We start from the raw sequence: 24,427 nt of genomic DNA on the forward strand, positions 1-24,427 counted from the left end.
CATTAATAAAAGCTATGCAGATAGCCTTATCAACATTTATCTAAATCAAGATTTGAGTGACTCTGCTACATATAGGCTAGGAATGGATATCTCAAATTATGCTACTAGTCCAAAAATAATCATCAAATATGCTAAGTTGGCATTAGAGGCTGCTAATAGTGTTAATAACGATAAATGGAAAGCAGCAGCTAGTCTTAATATAGCTCAGGGTTACAAGCTTCTTGGAGATAATGAAAAGGCTCTTAATTCAGTGCTAGAGAGCATAAATTATTATCTAAAAGCTGACTCTGAAATAGGAGTGGCCGCCGCATATATTTCACTAGGTGATATCTATGCTCAACTGAATAACAACAAACAGGCAAAAGAAAGCTATAATAAAGCAATTAAAATATTTAGAACTGAACATGATAGCTTGCGTTTAGCAACAGTGCTTCTCAATGCCGGAGAGTTGTTTCACCATAGTCGAGAATATGACTCAGCTTTGCAATATTACAATGAAGCTCACAACTTATTCAAGCTGCTAAAAGTGGATGCAGGAGTAGCTTACGGGCTTGGTAACTTGGGGCTGGTAAAAGCTTCTCAAAAAGAATACGAAATAGCAAGAGCATATCTAGATAGTGCAATTGTCATCTTGAAAGAACAAGGGGATAATTATGCCATTGCGGAGTATTTAATTTCATTGGCTGAAATACATGCGGAAAATGAGGAAATTGAACAAGCACTTGAACTGGCACATCAGAGTTTAGAGATTTCTGAACATGATCATTTGCTTCAACAGATGCGCAATGCTTCTAAACTTTTATCAGAACTTTATACTTCTAAGGAGGATTTTCTTAAAGCTTTTAAATATCAGTCCGCCTACATTTTGTATCGGGATAGTATAAACAATGAGGAAGTGGTTCGGAACATGGCAGATATGCGTACTGAATTTGAAGTAGAACAAAAGCAAACCGAAATAAACCTGCTCAACGAAAGCAGAAAAAATGAAAGGTTAGTTCAGTTGGGTTTAGCCCTACTTTTAGTATTTGTCCTAGCTTTAACTTTTTTGATATACAGAAATTACAATCTTCAAAAAAGAAACAATCAGCAGCTTGAAGCTCAAAAGAAAACCCTTTCCGAAAAGAATCAGGAGTTAGATCATAAAAATAAAGAACTTGATGCTCTGATTGCCACCAGAGAGAAGTTTTTCTCTATCATCTCTCATGATTTACGCTCTCCGGTCAATGCCTTCTCTGGCCTTAGCAGTATATTAAAAAGCCTGGTAGATGAAAAACAGTATAGTCAGTTGCCCCAAATGGTCTCTCACCTGGAAAAAAGCGCGCATCAGCTGACTGAACTTTTAGATAACCTATTGGGTTGGGCGGTTAATCAGCAAAGTCAGATACCTATTAAACCTGAAAACCTTTCGGTAAAAGAAGTGGCCGAAGAGGTACTAGAAGTATTTCAGACAATGGCAATTACCAAAAGAATTAAGCTCGCTTGTCTGGTAAAAGAAGACACTCAGGTATGGGCAGATAAAAATGCTCTTTTTACCATTTTAAGAAATCTGATTAACAACGCTTTAAAGTTTACGTCTACTGACGGAAGTGTAATTATTGAAGCATATACTGAGCAGTCAAGCGTGGTTCTTCAGGTGAGAGATACAGGCGTGGGTATGTCTAAAGAAAAAGTTAAAGCCTTGTTTAATAGTAAAGGTGGAGAACGTACGTGGGGAACGTCGGGGGAAAAAGGCGTAGGCTTGGGCCTTCAGTTAGTAAACGAATTTGTGGAAAGAAGCGATGGATATATTAAAGTAAAAAGTACAGAAGGTAAAGGAACTACCTTCATCATAACACTACCTGCCGTGCAGGAAAAAGGAGTAGAACTTTCTAGCAGGCTTGCTTAGGCTCAAGCTCCAATAAGAATATTTACTACCTAAAGGCCAGGAGTAGCAATCACAAGTTCTCACTAAATCATCTGATAGGTTAAGTAGAAGTTACTTGCATATTGTGAAAATATGGGTAAATAATTACTTTAGTAAGCTGAAAGTAACCTCTATACCATTAGCAATACGAGCTTTAGCTCTCACTTCTTTGTTAAGATTAATCTCCTTTAAAGCATGTCTTCTCTTTTTAAGAGTTTTGTTATAAGTATTATTCTTCTAATAACAAGCTATAAATTTCCGTGCTCTGCGCAGGTGTTAAATGAAAATATTGCTGATAGCCTTATTCATATATATTTACATGAAGATTTAAAAGATTCAGCAAAATGTAACCTGGCGTTAGAAATTGCAGAACATGCTACTCATCCAAAAGTGACCCTTAAGTATTCAAAAATAGCACTACATATTGCTGAAAATCTGAATAAGTTAAGTTGGCAGGCTGCCGCAAGTCTAAATATTGGACAGGCTTACAAGAAGTTAGGAGACAATCAGAAAGCGGTTGAGGCAGTCATAAAAAGCGCTAAACTATATCGCCAAGATTCCATGCAGATAGGTGTAGCTTCTGCTTACATTGCTTTAGGTACTATTTATAGCCAGCTCTCTAGTAACTCATTATCACAGCAATACTATGAAAAAGCGATAAAAATTTTTAGAGAAGAAAGTGATAGTGTTAGACTGGCCACTGCTGTTTTGAACATTGGGGGAGAGTATCGTATTAATAAAGAGTATAAGACTGCTTTTGAGTGTTATGAAGAAGCAAAAGAATTATTTCAGTCTTTACAATATGAAGTAGGCATTGCCTATGCCTTGGGTAATATTGGGTTAGTAAAGGCAGAGCAGAAGAAATTTAACGTTGCACATCAATATCTGGATAGCGCTATAGCTATGTTACAAACAATGGGTGATGATTATGCAATCGCTGATTATCAACTTTCTTTAGCAAGAATTTATCGTGAAAAAGAAGAGCCTAATAAGGCATTAGACTATGCTTTATTAAGCAAGGAGAGTGCAACTAAAGGTATGTATATGGAAGAGTTGCGGGATGCTCACAAACTACTCTCAGAGCTATATACTGAACAGAAAAATTACTTAAAAGCCTTTGAGCACCAGTCGGCATACATTACATACAGAGATAGCCTGACCAACGAAGAAGTAATACGTAATATGGCCGATATGCGTACTGAGTTTGAAGTAGAGCAGAAGCAGGCTGAGATTGATCTGATTAACGCCAGTAGAAAAATTGAAAGGCTTATACAAACTGGTCTGCTGGTACTTCTGGTATTCGTAATTCTTCTGACTCTTCTATTATACCGAAATTTTTATTTGCAGAAAAAGAATAACCAGCAGCTTGAATATCAGAAACAGGTTCTTGCGGATAAAAATGAAGAACTAGATGCACTGGTGGCAACCCGCGATAAATTTTACTCTATTATTTCTCATGATCTGCGATCTCCTATCCATGCCTTTAGGGGTATATACGGGCTCCTCAAATCTTATGTGGAGAAGGGGCAATATGAGCATTTGCTGAAGCTGGTATCTCACATGGAGAAAGACTCTCAGCAGCTGGGTGACCTGCTGGATAATTTACTTAGCTGGACAGTGATGCAGCAAGGCGATATCCCAAACCATCCTGAATATGTAAGGGTAAAACCTATAGCCGAGGAAGTATTAAATATATTTCAGATTATGGCTATTAGTAAGCAGATAGAGTTGGTTAATCTGGTAAATGATGATGTAGAGCTGTGGGTAGACAGAAATGCTTTTTTTACCATTTTGAGGAATCTGGTTAATAATGCTTTAAAGTTTACACCATCCGGTCAGGTGAAGATTAATGCTTCTTTAAAAGGAGCGCAGGTAGCAGTACAGGTTCAGGATACCGGTATAGGCATGACAGACGAGCAGGTAGCCAGCCTGTTCAGAAGCCAAAATACTAACCGGAGTTGGGGTACTTCGGGTGAAAAAGGAGTAGGTCTTGGTTTACAGCTGGTGTACGAATTTGTAGACAGAAATATGGGTAGCATTAAAGTAAAAAGCCAAAAGGGACAAGGTACTACCTTCACTATTTTATTCCCTGCTTCTAAAGACAAGAGCATTGAGAGGTAAACAGGTCTTGTTTAGAAGTAGCATTATACTATTCCATACCTTTGATCACTTCTTTTTTAGAAAGGGTAATACTCCACATGCCTAATAGCTGCTTTTTTGATAAAGCAGTCTCGCTCCCTGGTAGTTTTTTTCGTGTTTTCGGGTCTAGTAAATATGGCTTGGTATAGAGGAAGTGCGTGTCTCCGATTTTTTGAACATTATCGTTCACTTCCAGTTCATTTTCTACATTATAAAGATACGCCTCCCACAACTGTTGTTCCAGCTCACTAAGTTGAAGTTCTTCAGCATTCATACTACTGGTAACCCATTTAATTTTTGCCTGGTATACTTCAGCCAGAGAGTCAATTTCCGGCATATTGGGGCTACTCATAAACCTTTCAGCCTTTTCTCCATTGTTTTGGTATTGTTCAATAGCAATTTGCTGGGCTTTTTTAGCAATTGTTTCTCCCTGTTCGTACGTTGCTTTTACAATCTCGGCAGGGAGTATATGCTTAATCTCCCGCTGCGCCATCGCTTTATTAATAGCATCACGATCTACTTGCTGTTGCGTGCCCATGTTGTCGCAAGACCAAAGGGTACAAAGAGCAAGTAGACATACATATCTTATCGTATTCATTCTTTTCGCGTTGAGCTTATTTTACAGTAATTAATACTTCCTGAAGGGGGAGCGTTTCACCAAAAGCCTGTAAATCCAGGCCAAGATCTTTTGCCAGCACCATAAAATCATCAGCATTGGTTTTTTCCACTGCTACCAGTAAGCCGCCACTGGTTTGCGGATCACACAATAGCGCTTTTTGCTCATCACTCATTGGACTTACTTTATGGCCATAGCTTTCAAAGTTTCTTTGGGTGCCCCCCGGCATACTTTTTTGCGCAATATATTGGTCTACAACCTTAAAGCGGGGGACTAGCTTGCTATCTACTACTGCACTAATTTGGCTGCCCTCGCAAATCTCACTCAGATGACCTAGTAAACCAAAACCAGTGACGTCAGTCATCGCTTTTACATAGGGTAGTAGCGCAAACTGTTCTCCTACGCTATTAAGTTGCAACATACTTTCTCTGGCTAAGGCCAGGTCTTCTTCTTTTACCAGACCTTTTTTTTGCGCGGTGGTAAGTATACCTACGCCTAAAGGTTTGGTCAGAAAAAGTTTGCAGGCAGGAGTAGCGCTGTCATTTCTTTTGAGGTGCTCTTTTTTAATACGACCCGTTACTGCCAATCCAAAGATAGGTTCGGGTGAATCTATACTATGCCCGCCGGCCAGCATGATACCTGCCTTTTGGCAGGCATGTCGGCTTCCTTCCAGAACCTGACGAGCTACTTCCGGAGACAGTTTATTAATAGGCCAGCCCAGTATTGCAATAGCCATCATGGGTGTTCCGCCCATAGCGTACACATCGCTAATAGCATTAACAGAGGCAATCTGTCCAAAGTCAAAAGCATCATCTACAATCGGCATAAAAAAATCGGTGGTACTGATGATAGCCTCTCCGTTTCCCATGTCATATACTGCCGCATCATCTTTAGTATGGTTGCCTACCAGTAATTGGTCGTCCTGAAAGGCCGGTAGCTGGCTGCTAAGTATGCTCTCCAGTACTTTAGGAGAAATTTTGCAACCACAGCCTGCACCATGACTATACTGAGTAAGTTTTACTGCTTCTGTATTGCTCATATTTTTGCTTCTGCTTTTGTAATATTGATGTTTTCTGCCATATATATAAGTTGTTGAGCAGTAGCGCTGGGCTCATCCTTAAGACAATCCAGCGTAGTAATTTGTTCTTTTGGCCGCCTATCCATATTTCTGTGGTAGCTGCGGTCATAGTAAGTAAGTAAATTATCTGCCACGGCATCCAGTCTTCCTTCTTTCAGGTCAGTTATTGCCTGTTGTGTACGTAATCCTCCCAGACGTTTTTCTATACGTGAAATAGCTATGCTTAAAGCTTCTTTATTTTGCTGGCCATACTCCTTGACAAGTCGCTTTACTCTTTCAGATTTTGGTAAATGAATCTGTATCATAGGGGCAGCCTTCATCTGATCCCACAGCTCATAGGGCATTTGTACACTACCGATACTGAATGATTCATCTTCCAGCCATATTCGGCGGGAGTAATCTAGGGTACGCCACTGCTGAAACAGATTGTTATGAAACTGCTCAGTGCTAGGTTGCTCGGCCTGCCCTATGCCCCCAAAAGAAGATCCTTTGTGATGTGCCAAACCTTCCAGATCTATGACCTGCTCTCCTTGCTCTCGTAAAGCTTTAAGAATATCTGTTTTTCCGCTACCGGTTTCGCCCCCCAGCATAATAAGAGGTACCGCTTTTTTAATAGTACACAAGGCAAAGCTACGATAAGCCTTGTAGCCTCCCTGCAAAGTGGATACCCGTAGGCCTGCTGTTTGTAAAAGCCAGGCAAAACTCCCGCTACGCATGCCTCCCCGCCAGCAATGTACCAGCACTTCCTGCTCATGCGCCAGTTGCATAGCTCTTTCCACAAAAGAGCGCATCTTAGGACCTACAATATCAAGCCCTTCCAAAAGAGCATCCTGTCGGCCTACCTGCTTATAGGTAGTGCCAACGACTGCACGCTCCTGATTATCAAAAAGAGGGATATTGTACGCTCCAGGAATGTGACCTGCGGCATACTCTGCCGGGGAGCGTACGTCAATAATAGGAATTTGCTCTGCTTTGCTTAAAAATTCGTCTGCCGAAAGCTTATTTGTCATGGGCGCTTACCTTAATTTGCCTTGCTTTCGGTAAGGTAGTTAATACAATGCGTTTAATCTACTTTCACCACCTCTTCCCGTATCATCTCCTCGGGTAGCTTGCCTTCGGTGCTGGCCACAATCATAGAAACTGAAGCATCACCTGTTACATTAACTACCGTACGGCACATATCCAGAATACGGTCGGGAGCCAGAATGAGAGCAATACCGGCAGTAGGTACACCAATCGCTTCCAATACAATGACCAGCATCACTACTCCTGCACCAGGCACGGCAGCCGTACCTATAGAAGCCAGCACAGCAGTAAGTACAATCATTAACTGTTGTGTAATAGACAAACCTAAGCCTAAAGCCTGTGCGATAAACACTGCGGCTACCCCCTGATATAGGCTGGTGCCATCCATATTGATGGTAGCGCCGAGTGGAAGCACAAAACTAGCCACCTCTTCTGATACCTCAAGATCCTTTTCTACTACCTCCATAGTTACTGGCAGGGTAGCAGCACTGGAGCTGGTACTAAAAGCCAACAGTTGGGCCGGACGTATAGCTTTAAAGAATTTGGAGTAAGGTACTTTGGTGAAAATCTTGAACAGACCAGGATAAACGACAGCTATCATCAATACCAGTCCGCCAATTACAGTAAGGCTATACCAAAGCAGGGCCAGCAATAGCTCAAATGCCTGGTCAGGGTTGTCTCCTCCCAGATCAACGATGAGCGCTGCAATTAGCGCAAAGACCCCATAGGGTGCCAGTATCATGATAAACTCTACAATTTTGATGATGACATCATTAAAACCATCAAAAAAAGCAATTACCGGATTGGCTTTGTCTTTAGGTACCTTGAGCAAGGCAATACCAATAATTAGTGCCAGAAAAACTACCTGAAGCATATTGGCATTATCTCCAAATGACTCAAATATATTCTGAGGAACTATATCTACCAGGGGTTGAAGGGGGCCAGCATCCTTTACAGACTGTGCTACATTCTGGCGGCTTTCTACATCACCGCTGTATAGGCTAATCAGGTTTTCGCGTGTAGACTCAGGAAGCTGTTTTCCGGGCTTAATAATATTTACCAAAGCCAGACCAATCGTAACAGCAATGGCAGTAGTTAATAGATAGATACCAATAGTCTTGCCTCCCATACGAGAAAGCTTAGAGATATCTCCCAGATTAGAAATACCCACAATAAGTGAAGCCAGCACGAGAGGCACGGCAATCATCTTCAGGGAGTTTACGAAGATGGTACCAAAAGGCTTAATGTATTGAGCAGTAAATGTGGGATCCCAGCCAAACTGTATGCTAAGAATACCAAAAACGAGACCTAAAACCAGCCCGATAAGGATCTGGGTATGTAGAGGAATTTTTTTCATAAAGACAAAGTCATATTACACTCTCTCAGGGACTTAAACCCATAAGCCACAAAAATGCAAAAATACAAGCTGAAATGCTAAAGCATATGTAGCTTTAACCATTCAAGTTTTTTTTAGATTTTTTTTACGGATCAGCCCTGCCAGATACCCTTACACGCACATAATCTTACTCAAATAACACGTATATCACCTGTTAATAATAAACATATATATAAAACTATGTTTATGCGCATAAAAAAAGCCCAACCGCTGAGGTTGAGCTTGCTAATAAGCGATGTACTCTCTTAATAATAACTCTGAGCAAAGAGGTCCTGGGCAGGCCATTCTTCCATCTGCTCCAAAGAACTATGCATAATATAGTTAATTTTTCCGTTGAAGTAACGGCTTCTGCGGTTGGTAGTATTGGCAAGTACCACCCAGGAGATTCCATTGTCCAGGCGCTTCAAAATCGCAGAGGTACCGGCTAGTGTGCCTGTTCTCCACCAGGTGCCATTGCTGGTAATCCCTCTCCATCCATACGGGCGACCTCCACCATGGTCTGGCTTGATCATAGTAAGTAACGACTCATTAGAAAGTATGTCGGGGGTGTTCTTAAATCCGTCAATGGCCACAACAAATTTAAGCAGGTCGGTAGAAGTAGCAAGCCACCCCCCCGCAGCGCCTAAAGCTTCTATATCAAAACTGTAAGTAGTAGAAACCATTTCTCCTGAGCTGTCCAGCGCTTCGCGCATATTGTTGTAGGTAAAATCATAATAGGCTACCTCATTGTCAAATCGTCCTTCTTGAAGGTTTTTTGCCAGGCGCATATCCCTAATACCTAAAGGATAAAGGATTTCCTGCTTCACATACTCCTCATACTCAAGGCCAGAGGCAGCGGTGATTACCTCCCCCAACAGACAATAGCCAAAATTTGAGTAATCGTAGTAAGAACCAGGGCGATAAGGTAGCGGACGCGATAGCACATACTCTATAATAGTCTCCAACCTGGGAGGAGCAGGGCCTCCCATCTCTTCCGCAATCTTATGAGGAACAAATAAAGGATCGCCAAAGGTGCGCTTACTCCATCCTGAGGTGTGGTTTAGCAAATGTCTGACCTCAATATCGTAAATTCTCTTGTCTTCAATTTTATCATAGATGCCACCTTGCAAAATCCCCTCTTCACCAAAAACTTTATCCTCTAGCTCAAGCTTACCATCCTCATAAAGCTTCATTACCGCTACCGCAGTAATCAGTTTGGAGATGCTGCCAATTCTGAACTGATGGAAAGGTTGTATCGCTTGTTGGCTTTCATTATCTGTATAGCCAAAACCTTTGGTATAAATAAGCTGACCGTCTTTTACAATACCCACCGAAGCGCCAACAATGCCCTGACGCTGAAGAAATTTGTGCATAGCACTGTCTACATGGGCAAGAGCTGCTAACTCAGAGTGTTCATTAAGAAGGTTGCTCACACTTTTAATTACTTTTTCCTCGCTACTACCAAAAGCCTCATGGTCTCCATCGGCAATGGTAAAAGGAATACCTAAGATTAAAAGTGTGAAAATAAAGCCTGATACAAAATTGCTGGCGCGAAGCCACTTAAAGTTTCGTGTAGGGATAGATACTTGTCTATGCATTAAAACTTTATGGTTTATAATCTCCAAGCTATACCGAACAAATTGGTTTTTAGTTCATTAGTGCCCGCAGAATCTATGATTGTAATCCTAAATATGCTGCATTATTAGAGCCGCTGCAATAGCCCTATTAGATATGTTCAAAAGATTAGTTTATGGATACAATGGAAGTGACTTTTTCTTTTAAAAAGTCAAATAATTCTCGTCAGAAGCTAGCAGTACTTTTTTAGGCTTTTTCTTATTGTGTATCGATAGTGTACGACCGCTGTTCAAAAGCACACAGCCTGACATTTGATGACAACTCGTAAGTGTCTGATACACAAAAAGATAAATGAAAGGTATAAGATTGGAATTAGATGGGGAGTAAACTCTAACCCCCTAAGAAATGAAAACGATCTTCGCCTTCTCGCTGAGCATATTTGCTTTATTGTTCAGCTTCACGCTCTACGCGCAGGTTTCTCCGATCAAAATTAAACAGCAGAGTGAAAAGCCCATTATAGAAGCCCGCCTTAATGGTAAGCGTGCTTACTTTTTGCTGGATACAGGCTCAGGAGTAACAGTTTTGGATAAAACTCAAGCTAAACACTATAATTTTGGTATCAAACAACTGATAAACCCCCATAAGGTATCCGGCGTGCATGGTACCGCAGGTGTCATGAACCGTGCATATAATGTTCAGCTTGAGTTGGGTGAGCTATATATAGAGGCTCCCTACTTTACACACGACCTGCGCAGGGTAATTAAATCTATTCGTGACAAATCTCTGGTCAAAATCAGTGGTATTATAGGTTCTGATGTCATGAACAAATACGGATTTGTCATAGATTATGGCGAAGAAATGGTCTATGTGGAAAGGGAAGACCCTAATAATCTGGCAGATATTAGTTACACACGATAACAGCCTTGCCAGACTTGCCTGCTTTATTGCTAAAGTCTACGGCATCTGCTGCCTTCTCCAGCGGAAAGGTTTCGCCATACTCAATGTGCAGCGCATCTTCTTTCGCCAGCTTGTGTAGTTCTTTGCCTAACTTAGCAATGGTAGTTATACCGGCATTTTTCATCCACTCAGACAGCCAAAAGCCCTTAATGCTAAGCTCTTTAAAGATCATAAGGCCGCCATTAACCTGAAAAGGCTGGCCACTCAGCACACCATAGACCATCATCTTACCATTTTGGCCCATACTGTTGAGTACTTCTTCTGATATTTTGCCTCCGATAGACTCAAAGCAGGCCTGTGCGCCTTTTCCTTCGGTAAGGGCGTTTACTCTCTCGCTTACAGCATCTTTCTCGGTATTGATAACTGCCTCGGCACCCAGTTTGAGCAAGGGCTCTACCTGCTCCTCTCTACGTACCGTACATATAGTCTTGATCCCTCTCTCTTTGGCAATCCTGATCACCATTTTATTGAGTGCGGAGAAGCCTGCGGTAAGCAATAGCCAGTCTCCTTTTTGCAGGTTTACCTCATCCAGCATGGCCAGAGCGGTAAACGGGTTCACAAAGAGCTGCGCACCCTGCTCCCAGCTTAACTCTTCGGGTACCGGAAGCACCGCATTGGCAGGTACTACCACATATTCGGCCCAACTACCGATGGTACTAAAGGCAACGCGCATTCCTTTGCTAATCTGAATGCCATCACCTATGCCTGTACCGATAGCATCTATCTCACCGGCACCTTCCAGTCCTACAGGGCTTTCAGGAAACTTCGGCTTAATGCCATAATAGCCCTGAATAAACAGCCCATCGGCCGGATTAACAGATGCGGCCTTAACTTTAATACGTACCTGCCCTGCTCCTACCTCCGGAATATCAGTTTCTTTAATTTCAAGGACATCCTGAGGATTCCCGGCCTGGTTAAAAATTACTTTTTTCATCAGATAATTATCTTTTAGGGTTAAAAAAATCGCTTTAAATGACTCATCACTCTTGATGAGCTATAGATTGATTTTTCTCAGGAATTTGATATATTCCTGATATAACTAATACACAACGATGAAAAAGCTACACCTGTTACTCTTATTTTTTCTGGCGCTTAATTGGTGCTACGCACAGGAAAAGAAGCAAGAACCTAAAACGCTGGAACCCGGAGCTAGCGCTCCTGACTTTTCTCTTAAAGGAATTGACGGCAAAATGCATAGCCTAAGCACTTATGCCGATGCCGATGTGCTTGCCATACTCTTTACCTGCAATCATTGCCCTACGGCACAGGCCTACGAAGAGCGGGTCATTGATTTGGTAGAAGATTATTCAGACAAAAGCTTTCAATTAGTAGCCATCTCTTCTAATGCGCCTAATGCTATCAGCCTATCTGAGCTGGGTTACTCCGACCTGAGCGATACTTACGAGGAAATGCAGCAGCGTGCTAAAGAAATGAGCTACAATTTTCCTTACTTATACGATGGAGATGCACAGGAGGCCGCTCTTGCCTATGGACCTGTGGCTACGCCTCATCTTTTTGTCTTTGATAAAGCCCGTAAGCTGCGCTATGTAGGTCGACTGGATGCTTCCGAAAAGCCAGGTACGGCAAATGCGGAAGATGCCAGAGCTGCGATAGATGCAGTACTTGCCGGTAAAGAAGTACCTAACCCTACTACCAAAACATTTGGTTGTTCTATTAAGTGGGCCTGGAAAGATGAATGGGTACAAAAGCAGGAAGAGGCCTGGGCTCAGGAAGAAGTTAGCCTGGAACCCATCAGTGCCGATGGTATTCGTCAACTAATTGCTAATTCCTCCGACAAATTACGACTCATTAATGTTTGGGCGACCTGGTGTGGCCCTTGCGTTATGGAGTTTCCTGAATTTATAGAAATAGACCGCATGTACCGTGGCCGCGACTTTGAATTTATCTCTATTAGTGCCGATAAGCCAGACAAAGAGGATAAAGTACTTAGCTTTCTTAGGAAAAAAGAAGCTTCTAACCAGAATTATCTCTTCAATATGGATGATAAATACGCTCTGATAGAAGCTATTGACCCCAATTGGCAGGGAGCCTTACCCTATACCATACTGGTAGAGCCCGGCGGCACCATTGTGTACAGCCAGCAGGGAACTATAGACCCTCAGGAGATCAAAAAAACAATTGTAGAGAACCAGTATATCGGAAGGTATTACTAATTGCTTAAGCCTTTATAGGTAGCAAGCTTAAGGGCAGCTACAGCATTTTTGGCAGAGGGCTTAGCTAGCTTTATTAGCAGGCTATGTTGCGGCATAATATGAAAGTGAAGGGTGATATCCACATTATTTTCCAGATTTTTGTGAATATGACCGTTCATTTGCCCAGCATTAGGTAAAAATTTGGGCAGATGAAGCTTCATTTGTGTTTTAAGCTTTCCTGTTTTGTGCAGTTAAAGTTTAATATGTAGCCTACTCTTCGGCACAACATAGATAAGCCTGCTATATCAACAATAAAGCTTTAGTACACACTTTACCTGAGGGGCTAATCATTTTTAAAGAGCAATATGCTATCATTATTACGGGCAATCAAGATGCGTTACCTTGCAGGGCAGGCATTAGCAGGGCGTCTCTCATTTCTCCTTCTACCTTCATGCCCGTATGCTGCTAGGGTAGTGGCCCAAACTGCTGATTTTGCGGCCCAGTAGCCATAGGCCTCGGCTGGCATCTTATCGCTCTACCTGAGGCTTAAGTGTGTAAAAGTTTCCTCCCAGCCATATGTTCATCATACCATCTTCATTGATGTGATCGCAAAGAATAGCATATACCGGAGAGGTCCAGGCCTCCAGGGGCAGAGCTTGAAGCCTGAAGCTACCTTCATCATTCCATAGCACTGCTGACGCAAGAGTATTAGCTTCGTAGGAGAGGGCTTCTGTCCGCAGTGCTGGCGAAAAGCGCTGTTTGTAAGTCTGGTGCGCATAATCTTCGTAGTATAGCGCCTGTATTTAGAGGGAAGGCAGCTGCCGGGTAAGGTTCATCTTTGTAGCAAAAGGATAAGCCTGGCTATCCAGAGGAGCATAGCAGTTAAGAATAAACTCCCTCTTACCATTCTGGCCAAAGTCATGCACATATATACGCGATGGCTATTGTGCAGAAGCCTTAAACCTGGTATTGGACTGTCAGTGTTAATATTTGATGCTTAGTCAGTATCATGTGCTTAGCCGTACGGACTGCGGCTATTTAAGCTAGTGGCTTTAGTATTATAATCTATTTTCCGGAATAGCTATTTACGTTTAGTGCCAGTTTATTAAGTATATAGTGCCCGATAGCTTTGCCTTCTGCTACTCCATCTTCTATAGCATCGCGGAAATGTATACCTCCGTACAGGCGAGATATGGCAGCCTCATTGGCAGCCTGAGTAAAAGAGGAGAAGGAGCGTATAGGTAATCCAAAATAAACCTCCGAATCGTCATCAAATGCAAAATTTTCTCCTAAAAGCTGGGTGAGTATTACAGCAGCGGAGGCAGAGGCTACACTATGACCGCTGGTATACTCAGGGAAAGGCGGCGTCTGTAGTATAGGTTTCCACTTCTGGTCTATATAGCGATTTATCACGGTCTCAGGACGAATTCTATCGCTACGGTATTTTTCGTGCCAGCAGCTAATGAACGCATCATGTAGGCTTAAAGCAAGCAAGGCATGCACAAATACAGCTCGTTTCAGGGAAATGTCAGCCTTTTCGCAGGCGATACCAGCTATGCCCATCCAGTGGCCGCCCGGCGTAATTTTTTTGAGTCCGATAGCCATATGTCCGGTAAACTTTACGGCAAAAGGGTTGCAATCCCAGAAGTTGGCGATTTCTTCCTGCTCATCATTAACATCTTTTACGGTATGGTAAACTTCCATCGTCTGCTGGTAGAAGCTGCTGCTTGTATCCAAACTAAAAGGGGCTGGAGGAGGAGGCGAAAACTGATTGGCAGAGTCCATGAAGAAGGGACGTACGTGCATCCAGCTGGGCTCTATAGCTTCTATGTATGCCGGAGGCGTAGGGTACCAGTGTCCTTCTTTTTGCGTAGGAATGTAACGTGTATAAGTGCTTAACCGGGAATAACCATCGCTACCTGCATAGGCTAATACCTCAGAGGCCACGGCTCTGGCATATTGTATATTTTCATCCAACGTCAGATCGCTGAGTACATAGTTTTGCTGAAAGCTATCTGCATAAGCATTTTGCTTATCCTGAAGCATATAACCAGAGGGTAGTATCTTCTCTCCCAATGCAAGCATGGCGTAGGTAGAGGCGAAAGCTATATTTAACGATTCGGGAGCCTGAGGCATCTCAAACTCTGGTACCTCTTTAAATTTTTCACTTAAGTAAGGATAGTGCTCACTGTTGTTAACAACTACCTGATAGGCAGCTAGCGTAGCATAAGCATAAAAACGCGCTGCGGCAGGTGGGTTAATGACATCATGCAGCATTACAGAGGAAATCTCAAAAAGCTGATCTGTAAAATCTTTAATCTGTGCTTTTTCAATCTCTCGGGATGGCGGTATAGCCTGCGCCCTGCTTAGTAAAAAGCATAGCAAAAGGCTCAATAAGCTGAATCTCATGGTTTATTCAGTTTGTATGACTCTATTCCGATATTATTTATACCTACCAGCAGATAGGTGTCATCGTTAATCTGTATTTTTTCTAATGATTTGACATCGCCCTTAAGTTTTAAGCCGGACTCTGCCTGAGGTATATAGGTAAAGTTGCCTTTTCCGTCTCCGGCAAAAAGCTGGCCGTAGTTAGCATCAATTACACCCATACGGATACGAATAGCGCTTTGGTTACCAGCCAGTAACAAATCCTGGTTTCCGTCCTGATTATAGTCAAGAGTGGTCATTGCATATACTGGTGCAAACTGTGCCTCTCTGGGCAGGTTATGGGCGCTAAATTTTTCTCCCTCATTTTCCAGATAAAGCGTTTCTAAGGTTTCGGCAGTAAGGGTGTGAGCTCCTTCTAACTCCTCTTTGCTAAAAATATCTTCCAATTTAGCATTCGCATAGTCAGCATAGGTAGTAAACTTCTGCCGTTTGTTATAGATCTGGTCCAGCAGCTCGCCACGGCTGGCAAAGGGATAAGCCTCTCCCTTGATGTAGTAGGTAAGGATGGGGTCAATAGAGCCATTATTATCAAAGTCTTTGTACACCATCTGAAGAGGCTCCTGCGGGCTCACCTGTAGTTGTGAGTTAAGCCCGAAATTGGCTGCTACTATATCCAAATCGCCGTCATTGTCAAAATCTTCCAGCAGAATTTTGTTCCATAAGCCGGTAAGGGGCTTTTCAAAAAATGTTTCTGTAGCGTTTACAAATTGGGCATTGCCCTGGTTGAGATAAATAGTGATGGGCATGTACTCTCCTACCACAATAAGATCTTCTCGTCCATCAGCATTCAAGTCTGTCCATTTGGCATCGGTAACCATGCCTATGTTGCTAAGCCCTTCAGCCTGCTCGGGAGCTAGAACCGTAAATTTACCCTGACCATCATTTTGCAAGAGATAGCTTTGTGGAGTTTGGGGGTATTGGCCAGGAATAACTCTTCCTCCTACAAAAAGGTCAGTGTCACCATCCTGATCAAAGTCAGCAGGCAACACGCAGGATTTACTCACCAGCATAGAGGGCAAAGCATCACTAGCAGTTTCAAAATTGCCTTGTCCATCATTAAGGTAAAGGTAGTCCTGCAATACAAAGTCTTGTGGTCGGAAATCCTGATAACCGCCGCTAGCCACGTACAGGTCCAGGTCGCCATCTCCGTCGGCATCAAAAAATGTAGCATCCGCATCTGTATTGAGCATATCTTGCGTAGTAAACTTCTGCTCAACCTCAGTATATGTGCCATTGCTGGTCTGCAAATAAACTTTTCCAAAGCTTCCTTTAGAAGAGCCTACAAAAATGTCAAGGCGTTCATCCTGATTGATATCAGCCATTGCCATGGTAGGTCCACAGCTGGTAAGCATGTTCATAAGTAGAGGCTGCCTTTTAAAGTCGTTATAAGCATACTCCTGATGCTGGAAAGGAATCAATGCGTTGGTTTGTTCAAACAGGTAGTGATTCGGTGTAGCACTGGGATGATCTTCGTTTTTTCCTTTTTCCTCTAGGCTAAGGTGCTGGTTCGCTTTTAGCTTTTTAATCACCTGTTTACTGCCAGAAGGCCAGATAATAACCACAGAATCTGCTCTGTTACTTTCTCCTAACCCAATATGGATACGCTTACTCATAGAAGACTGAAAGCCTCGGGTAGGCATGTACTCAAAATACTGAACCTCTCCCTGCGTATATACTTTGATTTTGCTACCCAAAGCACTTCCTTTCTGGGCATTAAGCTCCAGGCTAAGGTAATTATATTCGGGCTTTAGTTCCCGGCTAAGATTCTGGTATACAAAGGCGCGAGCATTTAAATTATTAACGATTAAATCCAGGTCGCCGTCATTATCTAAATCTCCGTAGGCCGCTCCGTTAGAAAAGGTTTTATCATCAAAACCCCACTCATTGCTTTTGTCTTCAAAGGCAAGGCGACCATTGTTTCTGAAGATGTAATTTTGTAGGGGTGTTGATGTCATATTACTTACCAACTGAAAGGTGTCTGCTTTTTCCTGCTTCACGGCCTTTTGAAAGAAGTAATCTCCTTTGTACTTCAGAAAGTCACGATTCGTATAGTCACGATAGTAGCCATTGGTAACAAAAAGATCTTTCCAGCCATCATTATCAAAATCAGCAAAAAGCGAAGACCAGCTCCAGTCTGTATTGGATATGCCTGCTAACTGACCTACTTCGCTAAAGGTAGTATGGCCGTCGGGTCCGGTAGCGCTATTCAGATGCAGCATATTTCGCATGTTCTGGTGGTAGAAGCCATTCATTACCATAAGGGCATAGTGCTCGTAATTGTCCGGGCCGTACAGCAGTTTTTGACGCTCATTATCCTGAGGGAGCATATCCAGCGTGTAAATATCTACCAGTCCATCGTTATTCATATCGGCTACATCTGAGCCCATAGAAAAGTAAGAGATGTGCTGAAAATAGTCCGTCATCTGATCTTTAAAGGTGCCATCCTGCTGATTAATATAAAGGTAATCCGGCTCTATATAGTCGTTGGAAACGTAAATATCCTGCCAGCCGTCGCCATTAATATCGGCAATAGCAATGCCCAGCCCGAAGCCTAATGGGCTACCTTTAATACCTGCCTGCTCGCTAACATCTACAAAGCGTCCATCTACGTTTTCGTAGAGCTTATCTCCAGCGGTGGGGTGGCGGGTGTCGCGTACATCATTATATTCTACCTCGTAAATAACGGTGGTATTATGGTTAAGGAGATACATATCCAGGTCACCATCTTTATCAAAATCAAAAAAGGCGGCCTGGGTGCTGTTAGAAGGATCGTCCAGCCCGTAATCAGCAGCCTGCTCCTTAAACTGATTATTTCCCTGGTTAATGTACAGCTCATTACGACGGGCTTCTTCGTTTTGCCATCCGGAGTAGCATATATAAATATCCAGTAAATTATCCTGGTTGATATCTACCATAGTAACCCCGGTACTCCATGAGCCGGAACGCCCTTCCAGCCCGGCAGTTTTGCTGATGTCTTCAAATTTAAAGTCTCCCTGGTTAAGGTATAGCGCATTTTTACCCATGTTAGCTGTAAAAAAGACATCTTCCAGCCCATCATTATTAATATCGCCAATGGCCGCGCCCCCTCCGTTATAAAAATATTCGTAGGTAAGGATGTTATGCTTCTCATCTTCTTTAAGCTGATTTTTAAAGTGGATACCTGTTTTGCCCGCTGGCCGTAGTTTAAAAAGCGCTTGCTCCTGTGCCAGCATTTTAAAAGGAGAAATTAAGAACAAGAGAAACAGGCAATAGAAGAAAGGGCGGGGGGGTAGTAGTTCATTCATAACTTTACAAACTTAGCGCAAGACAGTAATATAGATGAGAAGCAATTTTAGTGATAATTGCGTAAGTGATACTTTTCTTTCTCACTTGCCAGACTAAGCTCCGGCAGGTTAACTATTGACTTTTGACTTAGGTAATACTTTCAAATATAGCTGATTTTGCCTGCTCAACGCTAGTAAAAAGAAGTAAAACTTAAGGTTGGCTACGGATTTATAACAAGAAATGTATAGAAATAGAAAGAATAAGGCAAACCAGAAAAGGTTTGCCTTAATAGTGATTATTGCTTAGCAGTAAAAACTGAGAAAGAACTTAGGAGGCAGCGTTTATCCGTAAATCTCATTAAGAATACCAGCCAGACGTACGCCTGCTACAAGAAGCTGATGCTCTACTGTAGCGTAATTCTGGTATGAGTACTGATAACCCAGGCGCTTGTTATCGGGAACATCATAAACCTGAGGGCGTAGTTCCATGGCTTCGGCAAGCCATTGTTCGGGGCTGGAAGACTGCCACTGCTGTACCAGCCTTTCGGTAGCTCTGCGGTTAAGGTGCTGTGCCAGTTCGGTATAGCTTAGTTGCTTTCCGTCAATCATATCACTGTCCCATACGCGGTGCAGGTTGGAGGGCTCTCCCATCCACTCCACTTTAACATCATTCCCTCCGCGGTCTTCGCCATTGCCTACATGCAGGGGCTGGTGCAGGTCTCCTACCAGATGTACGAGCATCATCAGGTACTCTTTTTCTTCCTGCTGACTTAAGGTATCTGTTTTAAGTGCAGCAATAATCTTTTGAGTCATGCCAAAGGCATCTCCCGCTTCTTCCTGTATGTCGGCATTATAGCTGGTATTGTCAGGTATGGTTACCCAATGCCAGGTGTTGGTATAGTCATAAGCATCGTCGGAACGGATTTCATCCATCCAGGTGCTAACCATTGCCAGAGAGAGTGGTCCCAATACTTGGCTGATATTTTTTGTGGCTTTCTTGCTCAGATGCCATTCCGCAATCTGACCGACGGCTCTATGGCCGATTTGTCCCCACCCGAAAAGGGGGGTATACACTAGCTGTACAAAAAAAGCTATGAGCAGAGTAGTAACTTTATACATAGAAGTTTTTTTGGCAAACTTAAAAAAATATACGCTAGCACTGTGTGCTATCAGGATTATGTTGCTGTTAATTACCGTGGGCCATACCATTTTAAAGCATATAGATTTTTTCAAAAAGGGCTGTAGTCAAAATTTTTAGCATTGTTAAGAATTTGCAGCTCAATTGAAAGGTGTTTTATGAGGTGGCTTTGCTAATCTTTCAATATTTTAGGATTTCACAAGAAATTCTATGTTTTATATGAAACACCAACTACACAAAATTCTAACTGCCTTGTGTCTTTTTCTCTGTCTGCTTGTGCGCGTACAGGCGCAGGAAGTAGAACTGCTAGACGAAAAATATGCTTTTGATCCGGAACTAAGCTATGATACATCCATTCCTTCTCCGGCAGATTTTCTGGGCTATGAACTAGGCGAAGAGCTTACTTTTTATCTCAATGTAGTCCGTTATCTGGAAACGCTGGCAGAGGCCTCTCCCAAAGTAACGTTGGGTAGCTACGGCAAAACCTACGAGGGGCGTGAGCTGGTCTATCTGGTGATTTCTTCGGAGGCTAATCAACAAAATATAGAAGAGATCAGGCAAAATAACCTGCGTCTTGCAGACCCTACCTCTTTGAACGGCTCCGAGGCTGATGCGCTTATTTCTGAGCAGCCTGTAATCACTTCTATGAGCTACAACATTCATGGAAACGAAACTTCCAGTACCGAAGCCGCTATGCAGGTAGCTTACCGCCTGGCGGCCGCAGAGGATGAGGAGACAGCCCAGATTCTCGATAACTCAGTCATTATTATGTACCCCTGTATTAATCCAGACGGGCGCGACCGATATGTTTACTGGTATAATGCCATGAAGAGAGAGGTGGTGGCGCACGAGCCTTTTGATGTGGAGCATGACGAGCCCTGGCCGCAGGGGCGAACTAACCATTACTGGTTTGACCTAAACCGCGACTGGGTATGGCTGGTGCACCCGGAGTCGCGCGGACATATCGCTACTTATCAGCAATGGATGCCGCAGGTGCATGTAGACTATCATGAGCAGGGCTATAATAGTAACTACTTTACTACGCCGGGCACTACTCCCCGTAATTTGCTCCTTCCTGATCGCTATGAAGCACTGGCAGATACCTTTGGTATGGCTAATGTAAAGGCCTTTGACGAAAACCAGATCTCTTACTTTACACGAGAGGCCTTCGACTTTTTCTATCCTGGCTATGGGTCTAGTTACCCTAGTGTAATGGGAGCTATAGGCATGCTAACAGAGCAGGGAGGCATCGGTGGAGGCCGGGCCATTGAGACAGACGACAGCTTTGTACTGACACTTCGTAATAGAGTGTTTGATCATTATACAACGTCTTTTGCCACCTTTGCCAAAGCGGCAGAGCATAAAAAGATATTTCTTCAGTACTTCTATAATGCTATGAATCCGGCTAATAGCAAGTCAGATGTAAAAGCATATATACTGCCGGATGAGCCGGACACTTATCTGTACAATGTAATAGACATGCTAATGAGCCATGGCGTAAAGGTAGAGCGTGCGGAAAATGATTTTTCTGTCCGAAATGCCATAGAATACGCTTACGGCAATAGTAGTCAGAAAAACTTTGCCGCGGGTAGCTTCATTATTTCTACCAACCAGCCCAAACATTTGTTTATCAATTCGGTGATGCAGCGCCAGATGGAGATTGAAGATTCTGTAATGTACGATATGGCTACCTGGTCCGCTCCACTAGCTTATAACCTTGAAGTATATTCCAGTAGCCAAGCTGTGAATGTTAATACCCGGGTGCTGGAAACCGCTCCAACTTATGCCAGTGGAGTAGAAAATGAGGAGGCAAGTTATGCTTTTGTCGTAGACTGGAAGCAGCGCTATGCGCCCAAAGCCCTGGCGCTACTGTGGGACAAAGGATATCAGGTACGGAGTGCCAAACAGCCTTTTGGCAGTGGGGATACGCAATTCTCGCGAGGCTCTATAATCGTGTTAATGGGCAGAAACAGCAAAAGCGACAAAGAGATACAGGCCGATATGAGAGAAGTAGCAGAAGAGGCGCAGGTCAGAATAACTGGGCTCAACAGCGGACGCATGCAAAATGGTATTGATCTCTCTTCCAGAGATAGTGAGACACTTTTTAAGCCTAAAGTTGCCATGCTCATAGATCAGCCCTTTTCTGTATATACTTCAGGGCAACTGTGGTTTTTGTTTGATCAGGATACACATTTCCCTATTTCTCGTATTCGGGCTAATACCCTGAGCCAGACCTCGCTACCCAAACTGGGGCGCCGCTATGGCTATACTAATCTCTATGACTATGATGTACTCCTGCTACCCGGCACCGATGATATGGAGGCGGTGTTTGATAAAGAATCGCTTAAAAGTCTGAAGGAATGGGTGAGTGCCGGAGGTACGCTTATCGCTACCGAAGAGTCTGCACACTATTTTACCAAAGATAAATCTGGTTTTACAGATGTAGAAATGGTAGTGTCTGATGAAGATAGCACCGAAGAGGCAAAATATCTGCGTTACGAAGATAGGGAAGAGTACTATGGGTGGAAGCGAGTACCAGGCTCTGCGCTAAACGCTAATATCGACGACTCGCACCCTCTGGCTTTTGGACTGGACGATCATCTCTATACTCTTAAGTTTGGCAGCGATGCGCTTCTGGCAGATCCCGGTCTGCAAACTGTTGGTTATTATAATCGTGAGGCTGAGCGGCTGCTGGCGTCTGGCTATGCCTCCCAAGAGAATCTGCAAAAGCTGGCAGGGCATACCTTTGCTGCTGTAAAACCTATGGGGCAAGGTAAAGTCGTCTTTTTATTAGATAATACTCAGTACCGTATGTTCTGGAGAGGGCCTTCTCGCATGATGCAAAATGCAGTGATGTTGCTGCCCGGTATGTAAAAGCAGACAGGCACATGAAATTTTCATGTGCCTGTCTGCTTATAATTAATCCTACAAAAAAAAAGAGATTTTAGCGCGCTTTGTTTACTTTAATTTCGGGTGAGGTACCAGTAAATACTTCTACCTTGGTATCCTTCATCCATACCTTTCCTGCTTCGTTCAACAATACGCCGTAAGAGACAATATCGCTTTCCGGAGCTACATCTAACACTATAGAATAGTCTCGCCAGTCCTGGGTGTTTTTTATCGCATGACTCACCATATTTTCGTACGCGTAAATTTCGTTGGTTTTAGTATCAGCTACGCGCATCCAGAGCCCTACCCAGCCTTTGATATCTTCAGTTTTAACAGAAGCAGTAAACTTAATCTTCTTACCTTTAAAGGGCTTAGATGAAATATTTTTCATAATAGTGCCCCACCCCTTTACACTCTCCTGATTGGACCGTAGATGTAGTACCTGTTTCTTTTTTATGTTTTGGGTAATAAAGTCATAGGCATAGGCTTTGTCTCCATTCTTATACCAATCCGGCTCGCGGAGGTCGCTACTAAAAGCAGTGAGAAGAAATATAGACAGTATTGCAAGTAATTTCATGGCATACATATTTAGAGTTGACCCTGGCACTTGTGCATCTTATGTTGGGTATATACTAGGTGTACCATGAAGTGAAACAGGAAAAACTGTTTAAGGTGCTATTTCCTATTACCTTCGGTACTTTTACAGAAAACGCTTCATTTCAATTGTAAATTATCTGCGGTTGACTTTTTGTGGCATGATGGAATATACAAAAAAATGCTTTTGATGTCTATTATTCTTATTTTTTATACATCCTCAAAATTTTGCATCTGGGTAGTACCACAGATACGGCAAAAACCTTTTTTAGGCTCATACACAAATACTTGTATGAGTGTAGAGCAAGACGAAGTTACCTCAGTATTTAAACGTTTTTACCCGTAATTTTGATGTGTTGATATCTATTTTATCATAAAAATGTTATACCAATACCTATACTTACTCCTCCAAAATTATAGCTCAGCAACCCGCCATACAGCCATGCATTTATCCTGAAAAGCCCCTTCCATTTCACTACAGTTTTCGTTGAGCAATGCTAAAGGCTTAGGAAAATTAAATGGGTGAAGGCAGAAGTTTAGTGGTCGCCAGCCACCGGTAACAATATCTTTGTTCTCATCTTCTTGCGTAAAATGTGTGGACATCAGGTATTGAGCACCACTTTTTTTGATATTAGCAATAGCTTTATATACATCCGCGATAGAAAAGTGCACGAGACAATCTCGGCAAAAGATCAGATCTACTTTTGGTAATAAATCTTCCAGAAGGTTTTTTTCTATAAACTGTCTTCCTTCTTTGCCATAGGTGGTTTGATTCTGTTTTACCAGCTCAGTTACAATATCGGCTCCGGTGTATGCAACATGATCTAAAGACACTTTACTCATCCAGTAAAAATCTCCGCAGGGTATGTCCAGGATGCTTTTTACCTTTAGCTGATTAAGAATTTCAGGCAGTTCTCTTCTTAATGTAGCTGTCTGTTCAAGGTTAGAGCCTTCTCCCGAAACAGATTCTTGGGTATTGATATTCCAGCTACTTTGTTTGTAGATATCCTCAAAAACTGCTTTGGTAGTCTGGTTCTGAAATGCTTCCCCATTAGCGTAGGGGTACAACTGATCTCTGGTAGACATCATATTAATTTTAATAAAACGTACGGCTAAAGTCGGCTACCCGACTAAGCCACTTGTAAATTTTACTTACGGGATTATACAAAATCCTGAGCAAACAGGGTGGAAATAAAAGAGAAATTTACTAGTATTCAATATAGGCAAAGTTGTACGAATTTTAGGGTGAAAGTATGCTTTGCTTATGCTCAGA

At 42.7% G+C, this 24,427-nt stretch carries 18 protein-coding genes; 5 read left to right on the forward strand and 13 right to left on the reverse strand.

The genetic code is table 11. The features are described from left to right. Window positions 1–82 precede the first annotated feature (82 nt). Entirely contained in the window at window positions 83–1,885 is a 1,803-nt protein-coding gene (locus tag PZB74_RS09240) for an ATP-binding protein (RefSeq protein ID WP_302242302.1), read from the forward strand. A gap of 213 nt (window positions 1,886–2,098) precedes the next feature. Continuing rightward, window positions 2,099–4,024, forward strand: coding sequence for a tetratricopeptide repeat-containing sensor histidine kinase (locus PZB74_RS09245; RefSeq protein WP_302242303.1), 1,926 nt, complete (start codon window positions 2,099–2,101; stop codon window positions 4,022–4,024). Between the two features lie 28 nt (window positions 4,025–4,052). Here the strand turns inward: PZB74_RS09245 and PZB74_RS09250 are convergent, their stop codons facing one another. The 5 genes from PZB74_RS09250 to PZB74_RS09270 all read right to left on the reverse strand — a co-directional run bounded on the left by PZB74_RS09250 (window position 4,053) and on the right by PZB74_RS09270 (window position 9,735). After that, the gene (locus PZB74_RS09250; RefSeq protein ID WP_302242304.1) at window positions 4,053–4,640 is read right to left on the reverse strand and encodes a hypothetical protein; all 588 of its coding nucleotides are present in this window, start codon (window positions 4,638–4,640) and stop codon (window positions 4,053–4,055) included. 16 nt (window positions 4,641–4,656) lie between these two features. After that, complete coding sequence (selD, locus tag PZB74_RS09255; protein WP_302242305.1) at window positions 4,657–5,697, reverse strand: selenide, water dikinase SelD; 1,041 nt, start codon at window positions 5,695–5,697, stop codon at window positions 4,657–4,659. Then, entirely contained in the window at window positions 5,694–6,746 is a 1,053-nt protein-coding gene (gene mnmH / locus PZB74_RS09260) for a tRNA 2-selenouridine(34) synthase MnmH (RefSeq protein ID WP_302242307.1), read from the reverse strand. The genes selD and mnmH overlap by 4 nt, the downstream gene beginning before the upstream one ends. A 53-nt stretch (window positions 6,747–6,799) precedes the next feature. Next, entirely contained in the window at window positions 6,800–8,119 is a 1,320-nt protein-coding gene (locus PZB74_RS09265) for a dicarboxylate/amino acid:cation symporter (RefSeq protein ID WP_302242308.1), read from the reverse strand. A gap of 284 nt (window positions 8,120–8,403) precedes the next feature. Then, window positions 8,404–9,735, reverse strand: coding sequence for a serine hydrolase domain-containing protein (locus PZB74_RS09270; RefSeq protein WP_302242310.1), 1,332 nt, complete (start codon window positions 9,733–9,735; stop codon window positions 8,404–8,406). Window positions 9,736–10,117: 382 nt separating this feature from the next. Here PZB74_RS09270 and PZB74_RS09275 point away from each other — a divergent pair, with 382 nt between their 5' ends. Next, window positions 10,118–10,630: an aspartyl protease family protein gene (locus PZB74_RS09275; protein ID WP_302242311.1), complete on the forward strand. Its 513-nt coding sequence runs from the start codon at window positions 10,118–10,120 to the stop codon at window positions 10,628–10,630. Here the strand turns inward: PZB74_RS09275 and PZB74_RS09280 are convergent. Then, on the reverse strand, window positions 10,614–11,603 hold the full coding sequence (locus tag PZB74_RS09280) for a zinc-dependent alcohol dehydrogenase family protein (RefSeq protein WP_302242312.1): 990 nt from the start codon (window positions 11,601–11,603) through the stop codon (window positions 10,614–10,616). The genes PZB74_RS09275 and PZB74_RS09280 overlap by 17 nt on opposite strands. 118 nt (window positions 11,604–11,721) lie before the next feature. On the opposite strand from PZB74_RS09280, the gene PZB74_RS09285 reads away from it, so the two are divergent. Further along, the gene (locus PZB74_RS09285; protein WP_302242313.1) at window positions 11,722–12,843 is read left to right on the forward strand and encodes a redoxin domain-containing protein; all 1,122 of its coding nucleotides are present in this window, start codon (window positions 11,722–11,724) and stop codon (window positions 12,841–12,843) included. Here PZB74_RS09285 and PZB74_RS09290 read toward each other — a convergent pair. From PZB74_RS09290 to PZB74_RS09310, 5 genes are all read right to left on the reverse strand, one after another. After that, window positions 12,840–13,043: a hypothetical protein gene (locus PZB74_RS09290; RefSeq protein ID WP_302242314.1), complete on the reverse strand. Its 204-nt coding sequence runs from the start codon at window positions 13,041–13,043 to the stop codon at window positions 12,840–12,842. The genes PZB74_RS09285 and PZB74_RS09290 overlap by 4 nt on opposite strands. 306 nt (window positions 13,044–13,349) lie before the next feature. After that, window positions 13,350–13,514 (reverse strand): hypothetical protein, encoded by a 165-nt coding sequence (locus PZB74_RS09295; RefSeq protein ID WP_302242315.1) that lies wholly within the window; start codon window positions 13,512–13,514, stop codon window positions 13,350–13,352. Between the two features lie 373 nt (window positions 13,515–13,887). Continuing rightward, window positions 13,888–15,231: a vanadium-dependent haloperoxidase gene (locus tag PZB74_RS09300; protein ID WP_302242317.1), complete on the reverse strand. Its 1,344-nt coding sequence runs from the start codon at window positions 15,229–15,231 to the stop codon at window positions 13,888–13,890. Then, window positions 15,228–18,554: a VCBS repeat-containing protein gene (locus PZB74_RS09305; protein ID WP_302242318.1), complete on the reverse strand. Its 3,327-nt coding sequence runs from the start codon at window positions 18,552–18,554 to the stop codon at window positions 15,228–15,230. Before PZB74_RS09305 ends, PZB74_RS09300 begins: the two co-directional genes overlap by 4 nt. Before the next feature lie 321 nt (window positions 18,555–18,875). After that, window positions 18,876–19,652: a S1/P1 nuclease gene (locus PZB74_RS09310; protein ID WP_302242319.1), complete on the reverse strand. Its 777-nt coding sequence runs from the start codon at window positions 19,650–19,652 to the stop codon at window positions 18,876–18,878. Between the two features lie 238 nt (window positions 19,653–19,890). Between PZB74_RS09310 and PZB74_RS09315 the strand changes: the two genes are divergently transcribed. Beyond that, a complete protein-coding gene (locus PZB74_RS09315; RefSeq protein WP_302242320.1) occupies window positions 19,891–22,545 on the forward strand; it encodes a M14 metallopeptidase family protein in 2,655 nt (884 codons plus the stop codon). 70 nt (window positions 22,546–22,615) lie between these two features. Here PZB74_RS09315 and PZB74_RS09320 read toward each other — a convergent pair whose 3' ends face one another. Next, window positions 22,616–23,137: a hypothetical protein gene (locus PZB74_RS09320; RefSeq protein WP_302242321.1), complete on the reverse strand. Its 522-nt coding sequence runs from the start codon at window positions 23,135–23,137 to the stop codon at window positions 22,616–22,618. Window positions 23,138–23,568: 431 nt separating this feature from the next. Continuing rightward, window positions 23,569–24,243, reverse strand: a complete 675-nt coding sequence (locus PZB74_RS09325) for a class I SAM-dependent methyltransferase (RefSeq protein ID WP_302242322.1) — start codon at window positions 24,241–24,243, stop codon at window positions 23,569–23,571. Between the last annotated feature and the right edge of the window lie 184 nt (window positions 24,244–24,427).

The sequence above is a fragment of the Porifericola rhodea genome, assembly GCF_030506305.1.
Classification (GTDB): Bacteria; Bacteroidota; Bacteroidia; order Cytophagales; family Cyclobacteriaceae; genus Catalinimonas; species Catalinimonas rhodea.